The 14,968-nt window shown below is 68.9% G+C and carries 14 protein-coding genes; 9 read left to right on the top strand and 5 right to left on the bottom strand.

Annotation, left to right across the window (positions count from 1 at the left end):
- Position 1 precedes the first annotated feature (1 nt).
- The 9 genes from uvrC (at position 2) to QRN19_RS12450 (ending at position 8,836) form a co-directional block, all read left to right on the top strand.
- Positions 2-1,927: an excinuclease ABC subunit UvrC gene (uvrC, locus tag QRN19_RS12490; RefSeq protein ID WP_285027280.1), complete on the top strand. Its 1,926-nt coding sequence runs from the start codon at positions 2-4 to the stop codon at positions 1,925-1,927.
- Positions 1,928-1,961: 34 nt separating this feature from the next.
- Positions 1,962-2,843, top strand: coding sequence for an RNase adapter RapZ (gene rapZ / locus QRN19_RS12485; RefSeq protein ID WP_285027279.1), 882 nt, complete (start codon positions 1,962-1,964; stop codon positions 2,841-2,843).
- 124 nt (positions 2,844-2,967) lie between these two features.
- Complete coding sequence (gene whiA, locus QRN19_RS12480) at positions 2,968-3,945, top strand: DNA-binding protein WhiA (protein WP_285027277.1); 978 nt, start codon at positions 2,968-2,970, stop codon at positions 3,943-3,945.
- Positions 3,946-4,100: 155 nt separating this feature from the next.
- Positions 4,101-4,727 carry a superoxide dismutase gene (locus QRN19_RS12475; RefSeq protein ID WP_285027276.1) on the top strand — a complete coding sequence of 209 codons (627 nt, stop codon included), beginning with the start codon at positions 4,101-4,103 and terminating at the stop codon, positions 4,725-4,727.
- Positions 4,728-4,851: 124 nt separating this feature from the next.
- Positions 4,852-5,859, top strand: a complete 1,008-nt coding sequence (gene gap / locus QRN19_RS12470; RefSeq protein ID WP_086473268.1) for a type I glyceraldehyde-3-phosphate dehydrogenase — start codon at positions 4,852-4,854, stop codon at positions 5,857-5,859.
- A 136-nt stretch (positions 5,860-5,995) separates the two neighbouring features.
- Complete coding sequence (locus tag QRN19_RS12465) at positions 5,996-7,213, top strand: phosphoglycerate kinase (RefSeq protein WP_285027275.1); 1,218 nt, start codon at positions 5,996-5,998, stop codon at positions 7,211-7,213.
- A complete protein-coding gene (gene tpiA / locus QRN19_RS12460; RefSeq protein WP_285027274.1) occupies positions 7,201-8,004 on the top strand; it encodes a triose-phosphate isomerase in 804 nt (267 codons plus the stop codon). Before QRN19_RS12465 ends, tpiA begins: the two co-directional genes overlap by 13 nt.
- 135 nt (positions 8,005-8,139) lie before the next feature.
- A complete protein-coding gene (secG, locus tag QRN19_RS12455; protein WP_285027273.1) occupies positions 8,140-8,388 on the top strand; it encodes a preprotein translocase subunit SecG in 249 nt (82 codons plus the stop codon).
- A gap of 85 nt (positions 8,389-8,473) precedes the next feature.
- Positions 8,474-8,836: an RNA polymerase-binding protein RbpA gene (locus QRN19_RS12450; RefSeq protein WP_285027272.1), complete on the top strand. Its 363-nt coding sequence runs from the start codon at positions 8,474-8,476 to the stop codon at positions 8,834-8,836.
- Positions 8,837-8,925: 89 nt separating this feature from the next.
- Here the strand turns inward: QRN19_RS12450 and pgl are convergent, their stop codons facing one another.
- From pgl to tal, 5 genes are read right to left on the bottom strand one after another with little or no spacing between them, the layout of a single operon-like run.
- On the bottom strand, positions 8,926-9,714 hold the full coding sequence (gene pgl, locus QRN19_RS12445) for a 6-phosphogluconolactonase (RefSeq protein WP_285027270.1): 789 nt from the start codon (positions 9,712-9,714) through the stop codon (positions 8,926-8,928).
- Positions 9,714-10,676, bottom strand: a complete 963-nt coding sequence (locus QRN19_RS12440; protein WP_079705959.1) for a glucose-6-phosphate dehydrogenase assembly protein OpcA — start codon at positions 10,674-10,676, stop codon at positions 9,714-9,716. The genes pgl and QRN19_RS12440 overlap by 1 nt, the downstream gene beginning before the upstream one ends.
- On the bottom strand, positions 10,673-12,217 hold the full coding sequence (gene zwf, locus QRN19_RS12435; protein ID WP_285027268.1) for a glucose-6-phosphate dehydrogenase: 1,545 nt from the start codon (positions 12,215-12,217) through the stop codon (positions 10,673-10,675). Before zwf ends, QRN19_RS12440 begins: the two co-directional genes overlap by 4 nt.
- A gap of 23 nt (positions 12,218-12,240) precedes the next feature.
- The gene (locus QRN19_RS12430) at positions 12,241-13,854 is read right to left on the bottom strand and encodes a phosphoglucose isomerase-related protein (protein ID WP_285027267.1); all 1,614 of its coding nucleotides are present in this window, start codon (positions 13,852-13,854) and stop codon (positions 12,241-12,243) included.
- Positions 13,851-14,960, bottom strand: a complete 1,110-nt coding sequence (tal, locus tag QRN19_RS12425; protein ID WP_079705961.1) for a transaldolase — start codon at positions 14,958-14,960, stop codon at positions 13,851-13,853. The genes QRN19_RS12430 and tal overlap by 4 nt, the downstream gene beginning before the upstream one ends.
- Positions 14,961-14,968: the final 8 nt, after the last annotated feature.

Raw genomic sequence — 14,968 nt, 5'->3', positions numbered from 1 at the left:
CGTGGCGGCCGTCCGCGGCGGAAGTGGTCTGGCGTACCGGCCGAAGGCGGGGGAGATCCCCACCATGCCCGGCGTGTACCGCTTCAGCGACGACTCGGGCCGGGTGCTCTACGTCGGTAAGGCGATGAACCTCCGCGCGAGGCTCAGCAACTACTTCGCACCCCTGCACACGCTGCACGAGCGCACGCGCCGCATGGTGACGACCGCCACCGGGGTCACCTGGACGACGGTCGGCAGCGACGTCGAGGCGCTGCAGCTCGAGTACACGTGGATCAAGGAGTACGACCCGCCGTTCAACGTCAAGTTCCGCGACGACAAGTCGTACCCGTACCTCGCGGTCACCCTCGGTGACGAGGCGCCGCGCGTCATGGTCACCCGGAACACCCGGATCCCGGGGGCCAAGTACTTCGGCCCCTACCCCAAGATCTGGGCCGTCCACGACACCGTCGACCTCATGATCAAGGTCTTCCCGATCCGCACCTGCTCCGACTCGGCGTACAAGCGGGCCATGGCCTCAGGGAAGCCCTGTTTCCCCGGTCAGATCGGGCGGTGCGGCGGCCCGTGCTCCGGCAAGGTCACCATCGAGGAACACCGCGCGATCGTCGACGACTTCGTCTCGTTCATGGTCGGCAACGACCGCCGGTTCACGACGCGCATCACCGCCGACATGAAGGCCGCCGCGGCCCGCCAGGACTACGAGTCCGCCGCCGTCTACCGGGACCAGCTCCAGGCGCTCGACCAGGTGCTCGCGAAGAGCGCGGTCGTCCTGCGCGACGCCGTGGACGCCGACCTGTTCGGCATCGACCACGACGAGCTCGCCGCGTCGGTGCAGCAGTTCATCGTCCGTGGTGGCCGTATCCGCGGTGTGCGATCGTGGACCGTCGACAAGGAGCTCGACATGTCGACCGCCGAGCTCGTCGACAGCGTCGTCCAACGGGTGTACGCCGCCGCGAGCGGGACCGAGGTCCCGCGAGAAGTACTCGTCCCGGAACTGCCGGACGACGCCGCGAGCCTCGAGGACTGGCTGGCCGAACGCCGCGGCTCGAAGGTCGCCCTCCGCGTCGCCCAGCGCGGCGAGAAGGCGACCCTCATGGAGACCGCGGTCGTCAACGCCAAGCAGGCCCTCATGCTCTACAAGACCCGACGCAGCTCCGACTTCGTCGCCCGGACACAAGCACTCGAGGACATCCGCGATGCGCTCGGAATGCCCGAGGCGCCGCTGCGGATCGAGTGCTTCGACGTGTCGCACCTGAGCGGCACCAACATCGTGGCGTCGATGGTGGTCTTCGAGGACGGGCTGTCCCGCAAAGACGAGTACCGCCGCTTCGGCGTCGCCGAGTCCACCGACGACACCGACTCCATCTACCAGGTCGTCTCCCGGCGACTTGCGCACCTCACGTCGTCCGAGCCCGTCGAGACGGTCGACGAGACCACGGGGGAGCGCAAACGCCGGAAGTTCACTTATCCGCCGCAGCTCCTCATCGTCGACGGCGGGCAACCACAGGTCGCCGCCGCCGCACGTGCGCTGGAGGAGTCCGGTCTGACCGGGATCACCCTGTGCGGACTGGCGAAGCGGCTGGAGGAGATCTGGTTGCCCGACGACCCGTATCCGGTGATCCTGCCGCGGGGGAGCGAAGCGCTGTTCCTCCTCCAGCGGGTCCGCGACGAGGCGCACCGGTTCGCCATCAGCTTCCAGCGCCAGAAGCGGAAGCGCGACATCTCGACCGTCCTCGGCGAGATCCCGGGGCTCGGTCCGGCGAAGGTCCGCGAGCTGCTGAAGCACTTCGGATCCGTCGCCCGCTTGAAGACCGCGACGCCGGCCGAGATCACCGAGGTGAAGGGCATCGGCGACAAACTGGCGGCGACGGTGCACGAGGCGTTGACCTCCGGCTCGGCACAGCCCTCGCAGGCCTCGCGGAATGGGTAGGCTGGGACTTCAGACCTTCGAGGAAAGCGTGTCGATGACCCCGGGCCAGCCGCAACACCAGCAGGAAGTCCTCATCGTCACGGGGATGTCCGGCGCCGGACGCTCCACCGTCGCGAACGCGCTCGAGGATCTCGGCTGGTACGTCGTCGACAACCTGCCCCCGCAGATGCTCCGTCCCCTCGTCGACCTCGCCGAGCGCGCCGGATCCCGTCTACCGCGGATCGCCGCGGTGGTCGACGTCCGCGGCCGCGACTTCTTCAGCGAGCTGCAGGAGATCGTGCCGGCGCTCCGGGGCGGGACGCACCTCCGGATGATCTTCCTGGAGGCGACCGACGCGGCGCTCGTCCGCCGGTTCGAGGCCGTCCGCCGGCCGCACCCGCTGCAGGGCGAGGGCACGATCCTCGACGGCATCATGGCGGAGCGTCACCGACTGAGCGAGATCCGCGAGTCGAGCGACGTCATCATCGACACGAGCGACCTCAACATCCACCAGCTCGCCACGACCACGCGCGAGCTCTTCGCGGGCGCGGAGACACCGGGTGTCCAGGTCACCGTGCTGAGCTTCGGGTTCAAGTACGGTCTGCCGCCTGATGCGGACCTCGTCGCCGACATGCGGTTCCTCCCGAACCCCTTCTGGGTTCCGGAGCTGCGTGCGTTGAGCGGTCAGGACCCCGAGGTCAGCGAGTACGTGCTCTCGCAGACCGGAGCCGCCGAGTTCCTCGAGAGCTACGCCCACGCCCTCGAACCCGTCCTCGCCGGGTACCAGCGTGAGAACAAGCGTCACGTCACCATCGCCGTCGGCTGCACAGGGGGCAAGCACCGCTCGGTCGCGGTCGCCCTCGAACTGGCCGACCGGCTGCGGAACCAGTCCGGCGTCGCCGTGCACGTCCGGCACCGAGACCTCGGGCGCGAATGACGCCCACGGGCCCGACGCAGCCGCGGCGGAGCCCGAACGGTCCGAGGCACCACGCCTCCGGATCGCGAACATGCAGGATCGACGCCGCACTCCGACGGCGCGATCACGACAGATAGGAACCACCGTGGCCCTCACCGCCGACGTCAAGAACGAACTGGCGCTCGTCCGCGAGACCCGCAACTCGGTCCGAGCGGCCGAGCTCGCGTCCCTGCTCCGCTTCTCCGGCGGACTCCACACGATCTCCGGACGCGTGGCGATCGAAGCCGAGCTCGACAGTCCGGCCCTCGCGCAGCGGGTGCGTCGTGACATCGGCGAGCTCTACGGGATCCGCAGCGAGATCCTGGTGCAGAACCCCGGCAGCTCGGGCAAACCGAGCCTGTTCGTGGTGCGCGTCATCGAGGGCGGCGAGACCCTCGCCCGGCAGACCGGACTCCTCGACGCCCGACGGCGTGCGGTCCGCGGGCTGCCGAACCGGCTGACCACCGGGTCGCGCGACGAACTCGCCGCCGTCTGGCGGGGGGCGTTCCTCGCGACCGGGTCCCTCACCGACCCCGGCCGATCAGCGTCGCTCGACGTCGTCTGCCCGGGCAACGAGTCCGCGATGGCGCTCGTCGGCGCCGCCGGTCGCATCGGCGTCTCCGCGAAGGCGCGCGAGGTCCGCGGCATCCATCGTGTCGTCATCCGCGAGGGCGACGCGATCAGCGGCATGCTGTCGCTCATGGGAGCCACCGGCACCGTCACCTCCTGGGAGGAGATGCGGCAGCGCAAGGAGGTCCGCGCGACCGCGAACCGCCTCGTCAACTTCGACGACGCCAACCTGCGCCGCTCCGCCCAGGCGGCCGTGGCGGCCTGCGCGCGCGTCGAGCGCGCCCTCGAGATCCTGGGCGACGAGGTCCCCGACCACCTGCAGTACGCCGGCGCACTGCGCCTCGACCACCGTGAGGCCAGCCTCGACGAACTGGGCCACTTCGCCGACCCTCCGATGACGAAGGACGCCATCGCCGGCCGCATCCGGCGCCTGCTCGCCATGGCGGACAAGCACGCGAGCGATCTCGGCATCCCGGGCACCGACGCCAACCTCCCGGCGGATTACGAGGACTGAAACAGCTCGTGAATCCTCACTGACCCGGCATCGTCGCGGTTCGTCATGCTGGGAACAAGCCCCGACTCCCGACGGTTGCCGCTCACTAGACTGGGTGATGACGCTCAGAGCCGTGTGCAGACAGCGCACGGGACAACACGAGGAGATCACGAAGAATGGCTGTTTACTCACTGCCCGAATTGCCGTACGACTACAGTGCGCTCGAGCCGCACATCAGTGCGACCATCACCGAGCTCCACCACGACAAGCACCACGCCACCTACGTGGCCGGCGCGAACACGGCCCTCGAGAAGCTCGCTGAGGCCCGCGACGCCAACGACTTCACGAACGTCAACAAGCTCGAGAAGGACCTCGCGTTCAACCTCGGCGGTCACGTCAACCACACCATCTGGTGGAACAACCTCTCCCCGGACGGCGGCGACAAGCCGACCGGCGAGCTCGAGTCGGCCGTCGACGAGTACTTCGGCAACTTCGACAAGTTCCAGGCGCACTTCACCGCCGCGGCACTCGGCGTGCAGGGTTCCGGATGGGCCGCGCTCACCTGGGACACCCTCGGTCAGCGGATCAACATCCAGCAGTTCTTCGACCAGCAGGGCAACTTCCCGGCCGGCACCGTCCCGCTGCTGCTGCTCGACGTCTGGGAGCACGCCTACTACCTCGACTACAAGAACGTCCGCGCCGACTACGTCAAGGCGTTCTGGAACATCGTCAACTGGGCCGACGTCCAGGCACGCTTCGAGGTCGCGCGCAAGCAGACCAACGGCCTGCTGGTACTGTCGTAGTTGACCGGTCCGTCCCGGTCCCACGGGCCGGGACGGACCACCTTCCTCCTCACTCGGGGAGGGCGCTCACTCCGAGCAGACCGTACAATCGCGCCGTCTGGCGCCTCAGTATCAGGAGTCATCTGTGTCCGTCAAGATCGGCATCAACGGCTTCGGCCGCATCGGCCGCAACTTCTTCCGTGCCGCCCTCGCCAAGGGCAGCGACCTCGAGATCGTCGCTGTCAACGACCTCACCGACAACAAGGCGCTCGCCCACCTCCTGAAGTACGACTCCATCACGGGTCGTCTGGACGCCACGGTCGAGCTCGACGGCGACAAGATCATCGTCAACGGCAAGCCCATCATCGTGCTCGCGGAGCGCGACCCCGCCGACCTCCCCTGGGGCGAGCTCGGCGTCGACATCGTCATCGAGTCGACCGGTCGCTTCACGAAGTCCGACGACGCCCGCAAGCACATCACCGCCGGTGCCAAGAAGGTCCTCGTCTCGGCTCCCGCCACGGGCAGCGACGTCGCCACGATCGTCCTCGGCGTCAACGAGGGCACTTACGACGCCGCGACGCACGACATCATCTCGAACGCGTCCTGCACGACGAACTGCCTCGCGCCGCTCGCCAAGGTCCTGCTCGACAACTTCGGCATCGAGCGTGGCCTCATGACCACGGTCCACGCCTACACCGCCGACCAGAACCTGCAGGACGGCCCGCACAGCGACCTCCGTCGTGCACGCGCCGCCGCCGTCAACATCATCCCGACCTCCACCGGTGCAGCCAAGGCACTCGGCCTGGTCATCCCGGAGCTCGTCGGCAAGCTCGACGGCTACGCCCTGCGCGTCCCGGTCCCGACCGGTTCGATCACCGACCTCACGGTCGAGCTGACCAACCCGGCCACGGTCGAGGAGATCAACGCCGCGTACAAGACCGCCGCAGAGGGCCCCCTCAAGGGCATCCTGAAGTACACCGAGGACCCGATCGTCTCGAGCGACATCGTGACCGACCCGCACTCCTCGATCTTCGACGCCGGCCTCACCAAGGTCATCGGCTCGCAGGTCAAGGTCGCCTCGTGGTACGACAACGAGTGGGGCTACTCGAACCGCCTCGTCGACCTCACCGAGTACGTCGCGGACCGCCTCTAACCAACCGGCTGTCTGACACACTCCTCACCCGAGCAGCCAGACACCGCATGGTCCGAACGGGCGTCCTGAATCATCTTCAGGGCGCCCGTTCGGCTTCGTCGGTGGTCGTGGCTCAGCGCAGAGAAAGACCCTCCTCATGACCCTCCGCACCCTCGACTCGCTGGGCGACCTCAGCGGTCGCCGAGCCGTCGTCCGCCTCGACCTCAACGTCCCGCTCAAGGACGGCGTCATCACCGACGACGGCCGCATCCGCGCGGCGCTCCCCACCCTCAACGCGCTCATCAACCAGGGCGCGCGCGTCGTCATCGTCTCTCACCTCGGCCGCCCCGACGGCACACCCGACGCGAAGTACAGCCTCGCTCCCGTCGCGCAGCGGTTGTCCGAACTCCTCGGCAAGCCCGTGACCTTCGCAGCCGACACCGTCGGCAGTGCCGCGACCGACGCCGTCGCCGCGCAGACGGACGGCGACGTCGTCCTGCTCGAGAACCTGCGCTTCAACTCCGCCGAGACCAGCAAGGACGCCGGCGAACGCGAGGCGTTCGCCGGCAAGCTCGCCGCCTTCGGCGACGTCGTCGTCTCCGACGGCTTCGGTGTCGTCCACCGGAAGCAGGCGAGCGTGTACGAGCTCGCGGAGCTGCTCCCGAGCGCTGCCGGACTGCTCATCGCCGCCGAGCTCGAGGTCCTCGACCGTCTCACCGAGACCCCGGAGCGCCCCTACACGGTCGTCCTCGGCGGCTCGAAGGTCTCCGACAAGCTGGGCGTCATCGGCCACCTGCTGCCGCGTGTCGACTCGCTCCTCATCGGCGGTGGCATGCTGTTCACCTTCCTCGCCGCCCAGGGGCACGCCGTCGGTTCGAGCCTGCTCGAAGCGGACCAGATCGAGACCGTCCGCGGGTACCTCGCGAAGGCCGACGAGCTCGGCGTGACGATCGTCCTGCCGACCGACGTCGTCGTCGCATCGGCGTTCGGTGCCGACGCCGAGCACGTCGTGCGCCCGGCCGACGCCATCGAGGACACCCCGTTCGGTGCCTCCGGACTCGGACTCGACATCGGACCCGACACGGCTGCAACGTTCGCCGAGATCGTCGCCGCGTCCAAGACGGTGTTCTGGAACGGCCCGATGGGCGTGTTCGAACTCGCGCCCTTCGCCGCCGGTACGCGCGCGGTCGCTGAAGCACTCACCCGCACGGACGGCCTGAGCGTCGTCGGTGGCGGTGACTCGGCCGCAGCGGTTCGTGCGCTCGGCTTCGATGATGACCAGTTCGGTCACATCTCAACTGGTGGCGGCGCCAGCCTCGAGTTCCTCGAGGGCAAGCGTCTGCCTGGACTGGAGGTCCTCGGATGGCAGCAGTAACCCCCGGGCGCACACGTGTGCCCCTGATCGCCGGCAACTGGAAGCTCAACCTGGACCACCTCCAGGCGATCGCCCTGGTGCAGAAGCTCGATTGGACGCTCAAGGACGGCAAGCACGATGACGCCGACGCCGAGGTGGCCATCTTCCCGCCGTTCACGGACCTCCGCTCGGTCCAGACGATCGTCGCCGCCGACAAGCTCAAGCTGGCCTACGGCGCGCAGGACCTGTCGCAGCACGACTCGGGCGCCTACACCGGGGAGATCTCCGGAGCGTTCCTCGCGAAGCTCGACTGCCGCTACGTGCTCGTCGGACACTCCGAGCGCCGCACCCTGCACAACGAGACCGACGAGGTCGTCCAGGCGAAGGCGGCCGCAGCCGTGCGACACGGCCTCGTCCCCGTCATCTGCATCGGTGAGACCGCCGAAGACCTCGAGGAACACGGCCCGTCGGCCGTCCCCGTGGCGCAGCTCAAGGCGGCCATCGACGGACTCGCACCGGACGCGGACATCGTCGTGGCCTATGAGCCGGTGTGGGCCATCGGCTCCGGCCAGGCGGCGACGCCCGACCAGGCGCAGCAGGTCGCAGCCGCTCTCCGCAGCACGCTCGCCGAGGTCCTCGGCGACGAGGCGGCCCAGCGCACGCGGATCCTCTACGGCGGCTCGGTGAAGGCCTCGAACATCGCCGGCTTCATGCGCGAACCCGACGTCGACGGCGCCCTCGTGGGCGGTGCGAGCCTGCTCGCCGACGAGTTCGCCGGGATCGCCCGCTTCTCGCAGCACGTCGGGCTCTGACCGACCCGCTGCACCAGCAGCACCGACACGGCTCGGCCCGCGGCACCAGCCGCGGGCCGAGCCGTGTCCGCTGAACCGCCGAGGTATACTGGACGGCGGTTCAGCCCCTCTGAACGCGAATGCGAAAGGTCTCACGTGGAGATTCTCCAGGTCATCCTGCAGGTGCTGCTCGGCATCACCAGCCTCCTGCTCACCTTCCTGATCCTGCTGCACAAGGGCCGCGGCGGCGGTCTGTCCGACATGTTCGGTGGCGGCTCCTCCAGCAACCTCGGCTCGTCAGGGGTCGCCGAGCGCAACCTCAACCGCTTCACCGTCATCCTCGGCCTGACCTGGGCTGCCTGCATCGTCGTGATCGGGCTCCTGACGAAGTTCGCCGCCGCCTAGACCGGCCGCGAAGCCCCGATCCGGGGACGCAACTCGACGCACCACACCCGAACCACTCTCGACAGTACGAGAAAGAGGAAACACCATGGCATCAGGCGGAAGCGCTATCAGGGGATCACGCGTCGGCGCCGGTCCCATGGGCGAGCAGGACCACGGCTACCACGCGGACCGCATCGCCATCTCCTACTGGGACGCCCTCGGCAACGAGACGATCCGCCACTTCGCGGCGAACGTCCCCGACGAGGAGATCCCGGAGACGATCGACTGCCCGACGTCCGGTCTGCCGGCCGGTCGCGACAAGGCGAACCCGCCGGAGGTCGCGAAGCTCGAGCCGTACAAGACCCATCTCGCCTACGTGAAGGAACGGCGCACGGAGGAAGAGGCCGAGCAGCTCCTCGAAGAGGCACTCCAGCAGCTCCGCGCACGCCGCGGTACGGCAGCGAAGTAGCCGGACAGCATCACCCCACGCAGAAAGGCCGTTCCCCTCGGGGAACGGCCTTTCCGCATGTTGGCACCGGCTCGGCGACCGGCCTCCCGCTAGTACTCCGGGAGGATCAACGAATCCGGGACCTCGGCGGCCGCATCCTGGTCGACGAAGAACACCGTACGCTTGCGTCCCTTGGCCCCGGCGGCGGGGACCTCGTTGTAGCTGGCACCAGCGAGGGCGAGGCCGAGTGCCGACGCCTTGTCGGCGCCGGCGAGGACGAGCCAGACCCGCACGGAGGAGTTGATGGCCGGCCGGGTGAGGCTGAGTCGTTCAGACGGCGGCTTGGGAGAGTTCCGCACCGGCACGACCGACGTGTCGGTGATCGAGACCTCGGCCCGCTCCGGGAAGAGCGACGCGACGTGACCGTCGGGACCGACACCGAGGAACGTGATGTCGAACCGCGGGTGGTCCTCACCGGGCCGCGCGAACCGACGGAGCTCGTCCGCGTAGCGTACCGCGGCAGCGTCGAGGTCGATGCCGTCCTCCGGCGCCGGGTACCCGTGCACATGTTCGGCGACGAGACCGCGCTCCGGGAGCGCCAGCAGGGTCTCCAGCAAGGCCTCGCGTGCCTGCAACTCGTTCCGATCGGCGTCGTCCCGAGCGACCCAGCGCTCGTCGCCCCACCAGAGATGCACCCGGGACCAGTCCACCCGGTCGCGGTCCTTCGACGCAGCCACGGCGGCGAGCGTCCCCGTACCGACGGTACCGCCGGTCAGGACGACGTGGACCGTCTCCTGCGACTCGAGCAGCTCACGGGTGCGGGAGAGGAACCGCTTGGCGACCGAGGTCGTCAGCTGGTCGCGGTCCTGGTAGACAAGAACGCGTCGCTCGGTCGGCATCAGCTGGTCCGAGCGCGGAGCGTGACCGGCTCGCCGAGGCCGGGGAGGCCCACGGTGATGACCTGTCCGTACAGGACGTCCGGGTCGAGCGTGCGCAGCTCCTCAGCGAGGCAGTCGCGCAGACTGCGACGGGGGAGTGAGAGGTCGTGCGTCGGCTGTCCGGGCTGGATGAGCGTCGCGATGTCGGGAACGGGTCGCTCGAGGACGACGTTGCCGGACGCCCGCGTGAGGCGCACACCGTGGATGCCGCTCGACCCGTGAGCCATACTGAGCTCGTGGGTCACGTCGACCTGCAACTGCAGCTGGAGCCAGGCGGCGAGCAGTTCGGTCGACGGGGAGTCCGATGCTCCGGACACCTCGATCGCCGTGACGGGCTCGTAGGGCGGCTGGTCGAGCACCGCAGCGAGCTGTGCACGCCACAGCGTGAGCCTGGTCCACGCGAAGTCCGTGTCTCCGGGGGCGTAGTTCGCAGCGCGACCGCGGAGCGCGGCGTGGGTGTCCGCCGCCGCGGACGCGTCGGTGATGCGACGCTGGGCGATGCGGCCGATCGGTGACGTCGAGACGCGTTCCGGCGCCTCGCCGGGCCACCAGGCGACCACGGGCGCGTCGGGCAGGAGCAGACCGGTCACGAGGCTCTCCTCGTTCTCGGCGACCGCACCGTAGGCGCGGAGGATGACCACCTCGCTCGCTCCGGCGTCGCCGCCGACCCGGATCTGTGCATCGAGCCGGTCTCCGATGGAGGAGTGCTGGTCGTCGTGCTCGGTGGAGAGGACGATGACCCGCATGGGGTGCTCGCGGGAGGCCTCGTTGGCGGCCTCGATGGCCTCCTCCTCGGCTCCGAGCCGGGTCGAGATCACCAGGGTGAGCACGCGACCCAGGGCGACGGCGCCGCCGTCCTCGCGGATGGTCACGAGCGCCTTCGAGAGCTTGCTCGTGGTCGTGTCTGGCAGGTCTACGATCATGGTCGTCTCCAGGTGCGTCCGTCGCGGGTCATGAGGTCGTCGGCCGAGGACGGGCCCCAGGTGCCGGGAGCGTACTGCTCGAGCGGCGTGTCCTGAGCTGCCCAGTACTCCTCGATCGGGTCGAGGATCTTCCAGGAGAGCTCGACCTCCTCGTGACGGGGGAAGAGGGGCGGGTCGCCCAACAGGACGTCAAGGATGAGACGTTCGTACGCCTCGGGGCTCGCCTCGGTGAACGCGTGGCCGTAGCCGAAGTCCATCGTGACGTCGCGGACCTGGGTGCCGGCACCCGGGACCTTCGAACCGAAGCGGATCGTCACGCCCTCGTCGGGCTGGACCCGGATGACCAAGGCGTTCTGTCCGAGCGCCGAGGTCTGGCTCTCCGCGAAGAGGTACTGCGGAGCACGCTTGAAGACGACCGCGATCTCGGTGACGCGGCGTCCGAGGCGCTTCCCTGCACGCAGGTAGAACGGCACACCGGCCCACCGACGGGTGTTGATGTCGAGCCGCATCGCCGCGTAGGTCTCGGTGGTCGACTCCGGGTTCATCCCGTCCTCGTCGAGGAAGCCCAGCACGTGCTCGCCGCCCTGCCAACCGCCGGCGTACTGCCCACGGGCCGTCGCGGCCCCGAGGTCGTCGGGGAGACGGACGGCCGCGAGGACCTTCTCCTTCTCAGCGCGCAGGTCTGCGGCGTTGAAGGAGATCGGCTCCTCCATCGCCGTGAGGGCGAGGAGCTGCAGCAGGTGGTTCTGGATGACGTCGCGCGCCGCACCGATGCCGTCGTAGTACCCGGCCCGACCACCGACGCCGATGTCCTCGGCCATGGTGATCTGCACGTGGTCGACGTAGTTGGCGTTCCAGATGGGCTCGTACAGCTGGTTCGCGAACCGGAGCGCCAGGATGTTCTGGACGGTCTCCTTGCCGAGGTAGTGGTCGATCCGGAAGATCGAGTCCGACGGGAAGACCGACTGCACGATGTCGTTCAGCTCACGAGCCGTCTTGAGGTCGCTGCCGAACGGCTTCTCGATGACCACCCGGCGCCACTGACCGTCAGCCGGTTCCGCGAGTCCCGAGCGACGGAGCTGCTCGGTGACCTGCGGGAACGCCTTCGGGGGGATCGAGAGGTAGAACGCGTGGTTGCCCATCGTCCCGCGATCCGCATCGAGCTCCTCGATGGTCTCCTTCAGCTTCTCGAACGCCGCGTCGTCACCGAATTCACCGGGGACGAACCGGATGCCCTGGGCGAGCTGGTTCCAGACGTCCTCGCGGAACTCGGTCCGGGCGTATTGCTTGACGGATTCGTGGACGACCTCCATGAAGTCCTGGTCCTCCCAGTCCCGTCGGGCGAACCCGACGAGTGAGAAGCCAGGGGGCAGGAGGCCCCGGTTCGCCAGGTCGTACACGGCCGGCATCAGCTTCTTGCGGGACAGGTCGCCTGTCACGCCGAAGATGATGAGGCCGCTCGGACCGGCGATCCGATTGAGGCGTCGGTCGGTGTCCACCCGCAGCGGGTTGGACTCCGGGGTGATTTCCACCGGGGACATGAAGCTCCTTGTGCAGTGACGCGCTAGTCGTTGACGGCGTCGAAGAGGGTGACGATGTTCTGGTCCGGCGACGTGAGGGTCAGCGTGAGGACCGGACGACCGTGCTCGGCGAGGACGCGGGCGTCGCCGCCCGCCTGGGCCTCGATGAGCTGGCCGAAGGTGAACGGGCGCTCGGGGATCTCCAGGTCGACGGGGGCGGTCTCGGTGATCTGCAGGAACACGCCGTTCGCAGGGCCGCCCTTGTGGTACTGACCCGTCGAGTGCAGGAAGCGGGGACCCCACCCGAAGGTCGTGGGTCGAGCCGCCTTCGCCGCGACGAGGTCGCGAATGCTCTCGAGCTGCGGGGAGGCGAGACGGTCGACGTAGCCCTGGATCGCGACGTAGCCGTCGGAGGGGAGCTGCGCGAGCAGTGCCTCGACGGCGCCGGACAGCGTGGTCACGCCGTCGAGCAGACCGGCCGAGCCGCGGACCTCGACACCGTCGGCGGCGAAGGCGGGCGCCTCGGGCTCCGGACGGTTGTCGAGCAGACCACGGGTGGCGACCTTCGCGGACTCGACGTCCGGCTGGTCGAACGGGTCGATGCCGATGAGGCGCCCGGCGACGACGGTCGCGTACTCCCACACCAGCATCATCGCGCCGAGGCTGCCGCTGACGAGGATCTCGCCCTCGTGGCGGTCGTGGCGCAGCAGGTGGAACTCGTGGGCGTCGTCGACGATCCGGACGATCTGCAGGTCGGCCGGCTTCGCCTCGAGCTCGGGAGCGAGCGGGTTGAGCACGACGGGCAGCAGGCCGCGACCGGACTTGCCGGTCGATTCGGCGATGAGCTGTTCGGCCCAGTCCGGGAATCCGACGATGTGCGTCCCGTCGGTGATGAGACCGACCTTGTCGCGCAGCGGAACGGTGCCGCCGATCGCCGCACCCAGGATGAGTCCCGGGTTCGACGCGTCGTCGATCGCGAGTTCGCCGAGCACCGCGTCGGCCTCGTCGAGCAGCGCGCCGATGTCGACACCGGCGAGACCGGACGGCACGAGACCGAAGGCGGTGAGCGCGCTGTAGCGACCGCCGACGTTGGGGTCGGCGTTGAAGACCCGGTAGCCGGCCTCGTTCGCCGCCGCCTCGAGCGGGGAGCCCGGGTCGGTGACGATGACGATGCGGCCGGCGGGGTCGATCCCGGCAGCCGTGAACGCGGCCTCGTAGGCACGGCGCTGGCTGTCGGTCTCGACCGTTGACCCGGACTTCGAGGAGACGACGAGCACCGAGGTCTCGAGGCGGTCCGCCAGGGCAGCGAGGACCTGACCGGGAGCGGTCGAGTCGAGGACGGTGAGGTTGCCACCCAGCGTGTTCGTGATGACCTCGGGTGCGAGCGACGAACCGCCCATGCCCGCGAGCACGATGTGGTCGATGCCCTCGTCGTTGAACTGCTCACGGAGCGCGAGGATCGGCTCGACCAACGGGCGGGAGATGGAGACCGCCTGGACCCAGCCGAGGCGCTTGGACGCCTCGGCCTCGGCCGCAGGTCCCCACAGTGTGGGGTCCTGGTCCGTGATGCGCGACGCGACGAGGTCGCTGACGAGGGTGGGGACCACCGATGCGACAGCGGCTTCGGCCGCGCCGCTCACGCGGATCTTGAAGCTCACTTGGAGGCCTCCAGAGCCGTCTTCACGGTCTCGAGCAGCTCGTCCCAGGACACGATGAACTTCTCGACGCCCTCGCGCTCGAGCAGCGCCGTCACCTCGTCGTAGGACACGCCGAGCGCTGCGATCGCGTCGAGGACCTCGTTCGCGGCCGCGTAGGAGCCGGTGACGGTGTCGCCGGTGATGACACCGTGGTCGAAGGTCGCCTCGAGGGTCTTCTCCGGCATGGTGTTGACGACGCCGTCGGCGACGAGCTCGGTCACGTACAGCGTGTCGGGGAGGTCGGCGGACTTGACGCCCGTCGAGGCCCAGAGCGGACGCTGCTTGTTGGCGCCGGCCTCGAGGAGCGCGGTCGCACGCTCGCTCGCGAACTCCTGCTCGAAGACCTGGTAGGCGAGCTGGGCGTTCGCGACGCCTGCCTTGCTCTTGAGCGCGGTCGCCTCGGGGCTGCCGATCGCGTCGAGGCGCTTGTCGATCTCGGTGTCGACCCGCGACACGAAGAAGGAGGCGACCGAGTGGATCGTCGAGAGGTCGTGGCCCGCGGCCTTGGCCTGCTCGAGACCGGTGAGGAACGCGTTGATGACCTCGCGGTAGCGGGTGAGGCTGAAGATCAACGTGACGTTGACGCTGATGCCTGCGCCGATCACGGCGGTGATGGCCTCGAGGCCCTCGACCGTCGCGGGGATCTTGATCATCGCGTTGGGCTGGTTGACCTTGGCCCAGAGCTGCTTGGCCTGGTCGATCGTCGAGGCGGCGTCGTGCGCGAAGCCCGGCTCGACCTCGATCGACACGCGGCCGTCGTACCCGTTGGAGGAGTCGTAGACCCCACGGAAGATCTTCGATGCAGCGGCCACGTCGTCGGTGGTGATCTCGAAGACCGCCTCGGTGACGTCCTTGCCGTCGGCGGCGAGCTGGGCGACCTGCTCGGCGTAGACGTCGCCGTTGCTGAGCGCGGACGCGAAGATCGTCGGGTTCGTCGTGACGCCGACGACGTTGCGGTCGGCGATGAGCTGCTCCAGCCCACCGGACTGGATGCGTCCGCGGGAGAGGTCGTCGAGCCAGATGCTGACGCCGGCGGCGGACAGCTGGGCGGTTGGGGTTTCAGTCATGTTCTTCT

Source organism: Plantibacter sp. ME-Dv--P-122b, from assembly GCF_030209375.1.
Taxonomy (GTDB): Bacteria; Actinomycetota; Actinomycetes; order Actinomycetales; family Microbacteriaceae; genus Plantibacter.
This window is presented reverse-complemented; position numbering and strand designations above follow the sequence as displayed.

Excerpts from the sequence above, each read along its gene's own strand:
- rapZ (WP_285027279.1), top strand. The coding sequence starts at position 1,962 with ATGACCCCGGGCCAGCCGCAACACCAGCAGGAAGTCCTCATCGTCACG.
- QRN19_RS12475 (WP_285027276.1), top strand. The coding sequence starts at position 4,101 with ATGGCTGTTTACTCACTGCCCGAATTGCCGTACGACTACAGTGCGCTC.
- QRN19_RS12465 (WP_285027275.1), top strand. The coding sequence starts at position 5,996 with ATGACCCTCCGCACCCTCGACTCGCTGGGCGACCTCAGCGGTCGCCGA.
- tpiA (WP_285027274.1), top strand. The coding sequence starts at position 7,201 with ATGGCAGCAGTAACCCCCGGGCGCACACGTGTGCCCCTGATCGCCGGC.
- QRN19_RS12450 (WP_285027272.1), top strand. The coding sequence starts at position 8,474 with ATGGCATCAGGCGGAAGCGCTATCAGGGGATCACGCGTCGGCGCCGGT.
- pgl (WP_285027270.1), bottom strand. The coding sequence starts at position 9,714 with ATGCCGACCGAGCGACGCGTTCTTGTCTACCAGGACCGCGACCAGCTG.
- QRN19_RS12440 (WP_079705959.1), bottom strand. The coding sequence starts at position 10,676 with ATGATCGTAGACCTGCCAGACACGACCACGAGCAAGCTCTCGAAGGCG.
- zwf (WP_285027268.1), bottom strand. The coding sequence starts at position 12,217 with ATGTCCCCGGTGGAAATCACCCCGGAGTCCAACCCGCTGCGGGTGGAC.
- tal (WP_079705961.1), bottom strand. The coding sequence starts at position 14,960 with ATGACTGAAACCCCAACCGCCCAGCTGTCCGCCGCCGGCGTCAGCATC.